The sequence below is a fragment of the Sphingomonas sp. genome (genome assembly GCF_040398505.1).
Lineage (GTDB): Bacteria > Pseudomonadota > Alphaproteobacteria > Sphingomonadales > Sphingomonadaceae > Sphingomonas.
In genome coordinates, this window is sequence record NZ_JBBATX010000002.1 from 1 (window position 1) to 10,114 (window position 10,114).

Sequence of the window (10,114 nt, forward strand, 5' to 3'; positions counted from 1 at the left end):
CTGGATCGCGGCGGACGGCGGCAAGGTCGTGCAGACCGGCGCCAGCCCTGACCGTACCGCTGACCACGCGATCCTGTTCGGCTATGGGTTCAAGGCCTCCGCGTCCGGCCAACAGGTGCCACAATCCTTCTACTTTTCGGGCTACCCGCTCGCCCCGGCCAATGCGCCGATCGTCAGCCAGAATTACACCAGCTTCGCGGCCGTTCGCCCCGATCCGGCGACGACCTGGCACGTGGTGAGCGAGCTCGACCCGGCGAAGCTGCCCGCATGTCACCTGTTCGCGCCTGCGAGCGGGGTCAAAGCGCTGGCCCCGGGGAAGACGGCGCCGACCTGGGGCGACATCGGGACGTGGCGTCAGCGGTAAGTTCAGCAGGCACGGATACGAAGCGTGATCGAGCGAATTGTCGTGATCCTGGGCTGCGCTGCGGCGCTATCGGCCTGCCAGATCGCACCATTGCAATATGCCGGGACGGCGGGGCCGGCCCCGCGCTGCAGCGCGCTCCGCACGCGCATCGCGATCGATGCGGTCGGTCCGGCACGCGTGTCGAGCGTCCCCGGCACGGTCGGATCGGCGCAGACCGGCGAGACGCTCGAAGACCGGATTCTGGACTCGTATTACCGGCGCGCGGCCGAAATGCAGGTGCGACCGTCGACCTTCGGCGTATCGGGGCCAGCACCGGTGAGCCCGTCGATGCTGTTCCTGTCGGGCGGTAGCCAGAACGGTGCGTTCGGCGCGGGGTTCCTCGACGGCTGGGCAAAGGCGCGTGCCGCCGCGGGTGCGCCGGGCGCGCTGCCGCGCTTCACGGTCGTCACCGGGATCAGCACCGGGGCGCTGCAATCGACCTTCGCCTTTCTCGGCCGGACCGACGTGATTGTACGCCAGTATACGATCGCGCAGGAAGCCGATTTGCTGCACGTCTTCGTGCCGGGCGGCCTCAAGAGCAAATCGGCGATCACCAAGGCGCGCGCCGGGCTGGCGCTGGCGCAAAAGGGCGCGATTTCCGAGCTGATGCCGCTGCGCGAAAAGCTCCGCGGGATGATTACGCAGGAGGTTCTCGAAGCGGTCGCCGCAGAGGCCAGGAGCGGGCGTCACTTGCTGGTCGGCGCGGTCGAAATGGATAGCGGCGACGCCTATCTTTTCGATCTGACGCGCGCCGCGAGCGACTATGTCGCGGACCTCGCTCAGGCGAACATCGATCGGGATTTCAGCAAAGTCCCGCAAATGCGCGACTGTTATATCGAGGCGTTGATGGCCTCGGCCTCGGTCCCGATGGCCGCGCTGCCGGTGTTCATCGACGGCAAGATGTATATCGACGGGGGTGCCCGCTTCGGCGTCGTTTCGGACTTTTCCGCCGATGTGATGCAAAAAGCTGCAAAGATCATGGCCGAGGCGGAAACCCGCGCGACGCGCCCGCCAGAGCCGAAGCATCTGTTCATTCTGGTCAACGGCACGCTTGAGGCCGGTCGGACGTGCGATTTGAGCGATTGCCCGGCGGGGGCAACGCCGCCGCCGCGCGCCGGAGTGGTGCCGCAGCATGGCAAATGGTCATTCGACAAACTCGCGCTGCGATCGCTGTCGGTGCTGATCAACCAATCCTACCGGTCATCGGTTTATTGGGCGACAAGCCAAGCCAAAGCGCGCGGGTTTACACCGCATTTCCTGCGGATCGAACCCGATGTGAACGCGCACCGTTATGATGGGCGGACCTGCGCCGACTGGAAGACGATTGACGAGCGCGCGGCCCCGTTGGAGTTTCACCCGCGCTTCATGCGCTGCGAGATCGATTATGGTCGGCACCGCGTCGAAGTGTCGGAATGGGCTGGCCTCGAATAGGATGCGAAAAACCCCGGCTGTCCTTGGCGGACCGCCGGGGTTCTTCTTAGGCCGTCCCTTGCCAGGGAGCCAGGGATAGCCCGCTCGGCCCCGACACCCTGATAGGGGGGCGGGTGCCAGGGCCGGTCTCGTTTAGCCGAGCAGCTTCAGCACGCCCTGCTGCGACTGGTTCGCCTGGGCGAGCAGTGCGGTCGAGGCCTGGCTGAGGATCTGCGCCTTGGCGAGGTTGGTCGTCTCGGTCGAGAAGTCGACATCTTCGATCCGGCTGCGGGCGTCGGTCAAATTGGCGACGTTGGTCGTCAGGTTATTCACGACCGAGGTCAGACGGCTCTGGCCGGCACCAAGCGACGCGCGGCTCGTGCCAACGGCCTTCAGCGCCGTGTCGAGCGCGCTCAGCGCCGTCGTGGCACCGCCTGCGGTCGAAATGTCGGATGCGATCGCAGCGTCGAGATCGATGCCGCCGACGTTCAGCGTGACCGTGTCGGTCGCGGCAGAACCGGTCTGGACCTTGACCGTTGCAGCCGCCTTGCTCAGCAGCGAGACGCCGTTGAAGTTGGTCTTGCTCTGAATGTCGGTCAGCTGACCCGTCAGCTGCGTGACTTCGGCCTGCAGGTTGGTGCGATCGCTGTCGCTATAGGTGCCCGATGCCGACTGAACCGAGAGTTCGCGGACACGCTGCAGAATGTTGGTGACTTCGCCGAGCGCGCCGTCGGCGGTCTGCGACAGGGCGGCCCCGTCATTTGCGTTGCGGATTGCCTGATTCTGACCCTTGATTTGCGAGGTCAACGACGAAGCAATGGCGAGGCCTGCTGCGTCGTCCTTGGCGGAGTTGATGCGCTTGCCGGTCGACAGGCGTTCGATGCTGGTCTGCAACGCGGCGTTCGCCGAGTTCGAGGAGTTGCTCGCGCGCAGCGCGGCGACGTTGGTTCCGATAACAGTCATGGTTTTGTCTCCAGTGTAGTCCGGCAATCCCGCCGCCCCCCATCGGAGAGCCGAGCCGCCAAGGGTGGTAACGACCGGCCACCGCGGAGATTAAGCACTTTTGCAAACCACATCTGCGTTGCGGCCTATTTATAGCGGATTCGCCCGCGCAGTGCTGCCGGATGCGGAAATTCTTTGCCGCTGCGGCAGCGTGCTTAACGTCTCGTTTACCAAAGATGCCGCATTCCCCGTTCGTCCAGGGGGAATTCCATGCGCTCGATCGTCCCATCCGCCGCTATTCTACACCAGCATTATCCGCTGGTATCGACGCTCCGCGCGCAAGGCTTTGCGATTGGTGGCAGCGCCGACGCCAAGTCGCGCAGCGGCGCATTCTATCTGGTGGCGCAAGGCGAAACCCCGCCTGCTCCGGCACGCACGGTGGTGCTCGGCGCCGACGCGCGCTGCATCGTGCCGTCGCGCGACGGTAATCCGGCGCGGGTCTCGTTCGACGCCGCCGACGCAGCGGTCGGCGCAGGCTTTGTTCGCGCGCTGCTCGCCGAACCCGAAATGCCGACTGCCGCCGATCCTGAGAGCCTCGCGCTCTACGCGTTGGCAGAACGCGTCGCGGCGGCCGATATTACGGTGCTGATCAACGGCCCGACCGGCACCGGCAAGGAAGTGCTCGCGCGGTCGATCCATTTGAATTCGGCGCGCGCGACTGGGCCGTTCGTCGCGATCAATTGCGCCGCGCTTCCCGAAACGATGCTCGAAGCCTTGTTGTTCGGGCATCAGAAGGGCGCCTTCACCGGGGCTTCTTCGGGCGGCGAAGGTTTTTTCCGCGCGGCCAATGGCGGCACGCTGCTGCTCGACGAAATCGCCGAAATGCCGCTGCAGCTTCAGGCAAAATTGCTGCGGGCGCTGCAGGAGCGCGAAGTCGTGCCGATCGGGGCGACCCAGCCACAGGCGATCGACGTGCGCGTCATTGCGTGCGCAAACCGTGATTTGCAGGATGAAGTCGCCGCCGGACGCTTCCGCGCCGATCTTTACTATCGCCTGTCGGTGTTTCCGCTGACGACCAAACCGCTGGCCGAGCGCGCGCAGGACATTCCCGCGCTCGCCGCGACTCTGATCCTGCGCCACGCCGGCAACCGCCAGACGATCCCGTGGCCCGATGTGTCGGCGATCGACTTGCTGATGCGCCACGATTGGCCGGGCAATGTCCGCGAGCTGGAGAATGTCGTGCAGCGCGCGTTGTTGTTTGCCGGTGGCGACACGATTTCGGCCGAACACATCGTGTTTGATCGCCCGACCGCGCTGCAGGCGAGTGCCGCGAACGACCAGTCGGCACCCGCGACTCTGGGCAACATCGTGCAGATGCATGAATTTCAGGCGATCCGCGAGACGCTGGCGGCGTGCAATGGCAGCCGGATCGAGACCGCCAAGCGGCTCGGCATTTCCGAGCGGACGCTGCGCTACCGTCTCGCCAAGGCGCGCGAGCAGGGCGATGACATCGTCGCTGCCGGCAACCGGAGTGTATGGGCATGAGCATCGACGGAATCGGTGGCGCTGGTGGCGGCGGGGGCGCGATGAGCGTCGATCGCGTGATGGCGCTGCGCGCGCAAATCCTCGAACGCAATCAGGCGCTCGCGCGTGCTGGTGCGAGCGACGGCGCGGCGGCGACGCAAGCGAAACCAGCCAGCTTCGCCACAACGATGGAAGACGCGCTCAAAAGCGTGAACCAGGGCCAGGTCGAGGCCGGGCGCTTGTCCGAAGCCTATGAGCGCGGCGAGACGATCGACATCGCCAAGGTGATGATGGCGCGCCAGCAAGCCTCGGTCGGGTTCGAGGCGACGCTGCAAGTCCGCAATAAACTCCTGTCCGCTTACAAGGACATTATGAGCATGCCGGTTTAATCGATGAGCAACGCCCTCACCCCTTCGCCGCAGTCCGGAGTCGCCGCCTTGGTGCCCGAGCGCTTCGCCAACCCGTTGCACCAATTGCAGGGCCTGCTCGCGCAGCCCGCGGTGCGGCGCAGCTTGCCGATGATCCTGCTCGTCGGGCTGATCGCGGCAGCCGCGCTCGCCTGGATGCTGATTGCCAGCCCGAACCAGAAAACGCTGTTTGCGGGGCTGGCCGATGCCGACAAGGCGTCGGTGATGGCGGCCTTACAACAAGCCAATATCACGTCGAAGATCGACCAGGGCACCGGCGCCTTGACCGTTGCCGAGGACGATTTTTCGCGCGCGCGCATTCTGCTGGCCGGACAAGGCCTGCCCAAGGCGGCCCCCGGCGGCTATCAGATCCTCGACAATCTTCCGATGGGCGTGTCCCGCGCGGTTGAGGGCGAGCGTCTGCGCCAGGCGCGCGAGACCGAACTGGCGCGCTCGATCCAGGAAATCGATGCCGTGGCCGAGGCGCGCGTGCATCTCGCCACGCCCGAACAATCGGTGTTCGTGCGCGACAATGCCGCGCCGTCGGCATCGGTCATCGTCAAATTGCAGCCCGGGCGGAGTCTCGGCGACGCGCAAGTCTCGTCGATCGTCAATCTCGTCGCCTCCTCGGTCCCCGGCATGAAACCCGAAGGGGTGACAATCGTCGATCAGATGGGCGGTTTGCTGACCAAGGGCGCGCATGAAAGCCAGCTTGGCATTGCCAGCGACGAACGCATCGCGTTCCAGCGCCGCGTCGAGGAAAAGTACCGCGCGCAAGTCGTGCAATTGCTTACCCCGCTGATCGGCTCCGGCAATTTCACCACCGAAGTTCAGGCCGATGTCGATCTCAACGAGACGCAGGCGACGCGCGAAAGCTATGACAAGCAGGGCACTTTGCGGGTCGAACAGGGCAATTGGACGGGTAATGGCAAGGACGGTCCGGCGGCGCCCGGCGGCATTCCCGGTGCGCTGTCGAACACCCCGCCGCCCACCGCGACGCTGGCCACGCCCCAGCCCGCCGCAACCCCGGTGCCGGGTGCGACGCCGGTTCCCGGGGCCTCCACCCCCGGTGCTGCCGCCCCCGTCGTGGCGGCAGCGGCCGCTGCGGTCGGCGATGCGCTGAAGGCGAGCGACCAATATTCGCGCGCTTACGATCTCGGCAAGGAAGTGTCGGTCAGCCGCACCGCGCCGGGCACGATCACGCGCCTGTCGGTGGCGGTGCTGCTGCGCGATCCCGAAACCGGCAAGCCGCGCGGCACGGTCGAAATCCAGCAGATCACCTCGCTGGTGCAGACCGCGGTCGGGTTCAACCAGGGGCGCGGCGATCGCGTCACCGTGATCAGCCGCAAATTTGCCGGTGCCACCGCCTTCGAAGACAAGCAGCCCTGGTATGAGGCGGGTTGGTTGCCCGTGGTCGCGCGCAACGCAACCGCCATCGTCATCGCGCTGCTCGTCTTGTTCCTCGGTATTCGCCCGCTGTCCAAGGCCGTGCTCAAGAAGCGCGAGGAGCCGGCACCACAGCCGCGCGCTGCGCTCGGCCGCGACTCGGTGGCCGAATCGCAAGGCGGTGGCCAGATGCCACCCCCGCGCGCCGACCAGCCGGTGAGCATCGACGCGCTCGAACAGACACGCGGCTATGACGACCGGATCGGCATGGTGCGCGGCTTCACGCGCGACAATCCGGCGCGCGCCGCGCTCGCTGTCAGGGACATGATCAAGTCATGAACGCCCCCATCAATCCTCCCATCCGATCCTATACCGGCGTCGAACGCGCCGCCGTGCTGATGATGCTGGTCGGCGAGGAAGAGGCGGCTGCTATCCTGCAGAAGCTCGATCCCGAAGAAGTGCGACAGCTCGGCAAGGCGATGTTCGCGGTCGCCGATGTTAGCGAGATCGAGGTCGAGCATGTGCTCGACGATTTCGTCGGCAAGGCGCGCGAACGGACCGCGATCGGCTTTGACCCGCGTCCGCGGATCGAGGCGGTGATGACGCGCGCTCTGGGCCAGGAAAAGGCCGATAGCGTGCTCGCGCGGATCGTTCCGGCGCAGGACGCGTGTCAGATCGATTTGCTCGACTGGCTCGATGCGGGCGAGATCGCCGCGATGATCGAAAAGGAGCATCCGCAGATCGCCGCCGTGCTGATCGCCAATCTGGATCCTTCGGTCGGCGCGCAAGTGCTCGAACTGATGCCCGATGCGGTGCAGCCCGACATCCTGCACCGCCTCGCCCGGCTCGGACCGATCACGCCCGAGGCGGTCGAGACGCTGAAGACGATGCTCGCCAACCGCAAGACCTCGTCGCAGACGCAGTCCGGGGTCACGCTCGGCGGCACGCGCGATGCCGCCAAGATCCTGTCGAGCGGGCGCAAGGCGACCGAACTGCGCGTCATGCCCAAATTGTTCAAGATCGACCGTGACGTCGCCAAGGCGATCGAAGAGGCGATGTTCGTGTTCGACAATCTGCTCGAGCTCGACGACAAGAATCTTGGCACGCTGATCCGCAACATCGACAGCGATATCCTCACGCGTGGCCTGAAGGGCGTCGACGAGAGTATCCGCGCGCGCTTCCTCGGCTGCATGTCGAGCCGCGCCGCCGACGGCATTCGCGACGAAATGGAGGCACGCGGGCCGATGAAGCTCAGCGAAGTGCTCGATGCGCAAAAGGTGATCATCCAGATTGCGCGCAACCTGGCCAAGGACGGCACGATCCAGATGGGCGGCGGTGATGACGATTATGTCTGACTTTACCGCCGGATTCTCTGCGCGCGGGGCAGGCGTCGCCGAGGCGCTGCAAGCCGCGTTCGCGCCGCGCGTGGCGGGGTTCGCCGCCGCCGATCTGCGCGACCGCGCGGCGCGCGGCCCGGTCCATTTCGCGCCACAAGGCGACGGCGAGGCCAGCCCAAAGCATTTCGCGCCGGCCAATCCCGGCGCGAACCCGACCGCAGGCTGGGACCCGCTCGACGCCAGCGCAGCACCGACCAGCTTTGTCGATCCGGTCGCGGCGGCGCATGCAGCGGGCTATGCCGAGGGTGTCGCAGCGGCGTTGGCCGAAAGCGCCGCGAGCGGGGAGCGCGACCGCGCCTTGCTTGTCGCGCTGACCGCTGCGCTGCAAGCCGACGACCGGGTCGACCGCGACGCGGTCGCGCGGCGGTTGCGGCAGACGGTGCTGTTGTTGGTCACGCGGCTGGTCGGCGACATCGGGATTGTGCCTGACCTGCTCGCGCGTCGGATCGAAGCCGCTGCCGAGCTGTTGAGCGATGCCGCCGAATCAGCGATGCTGCGCGTCCACCCGGACGATGTCGCTCTGCTCGGAGGCAAATTGCCGCGGCAGATCTTCGCGATCGGCGATGCGAGCGTCGCGCGCGGCGCGTTCGTGCTCGAAAGCGCTTCGACCATCGTCGAAGATGGCCCCGAAGAGTGGCTCGAACAATTGGCGCACGCGATCGATCGCGTCGCGGTGCCGGAATGAGGATCGTTCGCGCTATTGCTCCCCTCCCTGACAGGGAGGGGCTGGGGGTGGGTCGGTGTGGGGCGGACGTAACGTTCCCATTGAGAGCGACCCACCCCCTACCCCCTCCCTTCCAGGGAGGGGAGACGTAAAATGCTGAACCGCTTCACCGGCGACTATCTGGGTTCGCTCGGTCTCTCCGATTTCACGCCGCGCCCGAAAGTGTCGGGACGGCTTGCCTCGTTCGACGGGCTGTTGATGGAGGCGGTCGGCCTCACGCTGCCGGTCGGCACCGTCTGTCAGGTCGGCGATCGCCGGTCGGGGGTCGAGGCCGAGGTGATCGGCTTTCGCAACGGCCGTACGCTGTTGATGAACCTGGGCGGTCCCGCGCCGCTCCTGCCGCAAGCACCGGTGCGTCCGCTCGGCGCGCCGGGCGAGGCCGAGGTGGGCGCTGCGCTGCTCGGCCGCGTGGTCGATGGCGCGGGCAAGCCGATCGACGGCCTGGGGCCGATTCGCGGCGCAGCGCACTGGCCGCTCGCCGGGAAAATGCAGTCGCCGCTCGATCGCGGGCGCGTGCTCAAACCGCTCGATGTCGGGGTGCGCGCGATCAACGGCTTGCTCACCGTCGGCCAGGGGCAGCGGATCGGCATCATGGCGGGGTCGGGCGTCGGCAAATCGGTGCTGCTCGGCATGATCGTGCGCGCGGCCGAGGCCGATGTTATCGTGATCGGCCTGATCGGTGAGCGCAGCCGTGAAGTCGCCGATTTCCTCGAAACCAAGGTCGCGGGCGAGGCGCGCAAACGCGCCGTCGTCGTCGCGGTGCCCGCCAACCATTCGCCGGTGTTGCGCATTCGGGGCGCTTTGCGCACCCACGCCATTGCCGAGGCGTTTCGCGCAGAGGGCAAGAAGGTCCTGCTGATCATGGATTCGCTGACTCGCGTCGCGCATGCCGGGCGCGAGATTGGCCTCGCACTGGGTGAACCGGCGTCGGCGCGCGGCTATCCGCCGTCGGCGATTGCGATGCTGCCCAATCTCATCGAACGCGCCGGCGTCGATGTTCCTTCGGGCGGATCGATCACCGCGATCTATACCGTGCTGGCCGATGGCGACGACGGCAATGATCCGGTGGTGGACAGCGCGCGCTCGATCCTTGACGGCCATATCGTGCTGTCGCGCCAACTCGCCGAGCGCGGCGTCTATCCCGCGATCGACATCGGCCCCTCGGTCAGCCGCGTGATGAGCGACATCGTCGACCTGCCGCATCTCAAGGCCGCGCGCGTGCTGCGCCGTCACCTTGCCACCTATGAGGAAAATCGCGATCTCGTGCTGATGGGCGCGTATCGCTCGGGTGCCGACCCGGCGATCGACGCAGCGATCGCGTGCCATCCGGCGGTGATGGAATATATCAAGCAGGACCCCGACGAGATGGTGTCGCTGGGCGACGCCGCCGCCGAATTGATCGGCGTGTTCGCAGATGGCTAAACCCTCCAAGCTCGATCGCATCCTGCGCGTTCGGACCTTGCAGCTGGGACTCGTCCAGGCCGAGGATTCGCGCGCGCAGGAGCGCGCGGCGAGCGAGGCGTTGCTCAAGGCGCGAATCGCGCAGCTCGTTGCGGGCGTTGCGCCCGCCTCCGAACCCGTCGCCGCTTTCTCGCTGGTGGCCGCCGCGCATTTCCGCGAGCGGCTGCACCAATCGGCCGAAGCCGCCGAAGGCCGCCTGCGCGCGGCGCAAGCCGTCGCGGAACGCGCGGCCGAGGCCACACGCGAGGCGCGCCGCGATCAGAGCGCGATCGAGAAACTGATCGCGCGGGCCGATGCCGAGGCCGTGGTCAAGGCGATCCGCGCGATGGAGGCGATGCCGCCATCGCGCAAAATTCGGCACGATCCTTGCTGAAACCTGGGCGGGTGTCGCGTTCTGCCCCGCTGGAGTTTGCATGATCGACCTTTCGTCCGCTTTGCTCTCGGTTTCGCCGCCCCCGCC

Annotated in this window: 10 protein-coding genes; 9 read left to right on the forward strand and 1 reads right to left on the reverse strand. The window is 66.6% G+C overall.

The window, feature by feature from the left end:
• Nucleotides 1-364: hypothetical protein (locus tag ABWP09_RS00440; RefSeq protein ID WP_353203198.1), on the forward strand; the 364-nt coding region annotated here is incomplete at its 5' end.
• 24 nt (nucleotides 365-388) lie between these two features.
• Nucleotides 389-1,834, forward strand: a complete 1,446-nt coding sequence (locus ABWP09_RS00445) for a patatin-like phospholipase family protein (RefSeq protein ID WP_353203199.1) — start codon at nucleotides 389-391, stop codon at nucleotides 1,832-1,834.
• Between the two features lie 132 nt (nucleotides 1,835-1,966).
• Here ABWP09_RS00445 and ABWP09_RS00450 read toward each other — a convergent pair whose 3' ends face one another.
• Nucleotides 1,967-2,776, reverse strand: a complete 810-nt coding sequence (locus ABWP09_RS00450; RefSeq protein WP_353203200.1) for a flagellin N-terminal helical domain-containing protein — start codon at nucleotides 2,774-2,776, stop codon at nucleotides 1,967-1,969.
• A gap of 249 nt (nucleotides 2,777-3,025) precedes the next feature.
• Here ABWP09_RS00450 and ABWP09_RS00455 point away from each other — a divergent pair, with 249 nt between their 5' ends.
• The 7 genes from ABWP09_RS00455 (at nucleotide 3,026) to ABWP09_RS00485 (ending at nucleotide 10,027) form a co-directional block, all read left to right on the forward strand.
• The gene (locus ABWP09_RS00455) at nucleotides 3,026-4,300 is read left to right on the forward strand and encodes a sigma-54 interaction domain-containing protein (protein WP_353203201.1); all 1,275 of its coding nucleotides are present in this window, start codon (nucleotides 3,026-3,028) and stop codon (nucleotides 4,298-4,300) included.
• Nucleotides 4,297-4,668, forward strand: coding sequence for a flagellar hook-basal body complex protein FliE (gene fliE / locus ABWP09_RS00460; RefSeq protein ID WP_353203202.1), 372 nt, complete (start codon nucleotides 4,297-4,299; stop codon nucleotides 4,666-4,668). The genes ABWP09_RS00455 and fliE overlap by 4 nt, the downstream gene beginning before the upstream one ends.
• A 3-nt stretch (nucleotides 4,669-4,671) precedes the next feature.
• Nucleotides 4,672-6,411, forward strand: coding sequence for a flagellar basal-body MS-ring/collar protein FliF (fliF, locus tag ABWP09_RS00465; protein WP_353203203.1), 1,740 nt, complete (start codon nucleotides 4,672-4,674; stop codon nucleotides 6,409-6,411).
• An 8-nt stretch (nucleotides 6,412-6,419) separates the two neighbouring features.
• Nucleotides 6,420-7,427, forward strand: a complete 1,008-nt coding sequence (gene fliG / locus ABWP09_RS00470; RefSeq protein ID WP_353203265.1) for a flagellar motor switch protein FliG — start codon at nucleotides 6,420-6,422, stop codon at nucleotides 7,425-7,427.
• On the forward strand, nucleotides 7,411-8,154 hold the full coding sequence (locus ABWP09_RS00475) for a FliH/SctL family protein (protein ID WP_353203204.1): 744 nt from the start codon (nucleotides 7,411-7,413) through the stop codon (nucleotides 8,152-8,154). The genes fliG and ABWP09_RS00475 overlap by 17 nt, the downstream gene beginning before the upstream one ends.
• Before the next feature lie 132 nt (nucleotides 8,155-8,286).
• Nucleotides 8,287-9,615 carry a FliI/YscN family ATPase gene (locus tag ABWP09_RS00480; RefSeq protein WP_353203205.1) on the forward strand — a complete coding sequence of 443 codons (1,329 nt, stop codon included), beginning with the start codon at nucleotides 8,287-8,289 and terminating at the stop codon, nucleotides 9,613-9,615.
• Nucleotides 9,608-10,027 carry a hypothetical protein gene (locus tag ABWP09_RS00485; RefSeq protein WP_353203206.1) on the forward strand — a complete coding sequence of 140 codons (420 nt, stop codon included), beginning with the start codon at nucleotides 9,608-9,610 and terminating at the stop codon, nucleotides 10,025-10,027. Before ABWP09_RS00480 ends, ABWP09_RS00485 begins: the two co-directional genes overlap by 8 nt.
• Nucleotides 10,028-10,114 lie beyond the last annotated feature (87 nt).

Bases quoted from the DNA above. Each gene is read 5' to 3' on its own strand.
- ABWP09_RS00450 (WP_353203200.1), bottom strand. From the start codon at position 2,776: ATGACTGTTATCGGAACCAACGTCGCCGCGCTGCGCGCGAGCAACTCC.
- ABWP09_RS00455 (WP_353203201.1), top strand. From the start codon at position 3,026: ATGCGCTCGATCGTCCCATCCGCCGCTATTCTACACCAGCATTATCCG.
- fliE (WP_353203202.1), top strand. From the start codon at position 4,297: ATGAGCATCGACGGAATCGGTGGCGCTGGTGGCGGCGGGGGCGCGATG.
- fliF (WP_353203203.1), top strand. From the start codon at position 4,672: ATGAGCAACGCCCTCACCCCTTCGCCGCAGTCCGGAGTCGCCGCCTTG.
- ABWP09_RS00475 (WP_353203204.1), top strand. From the start codon at position 7,411: ATGACGATTATGTCTGACTTTACCGCCGGATTCTCTGCGCGCGGGGCA.
- ABWP09_RS00480 (WP_353203205.1), top strand. From the start codon at position 8,287: ATGCTGAACCGCTTCACCGGCGACTATCTGGGTTCGCTCGGTCTCTCC.
- ABWP09_RS00485 (WP_353203206.1), top strand. From the start codon at position 9,608: ATGGCTAAACCCTCCAAGCTCGATCGCATCCTGCGCGTTCGGACCTTG.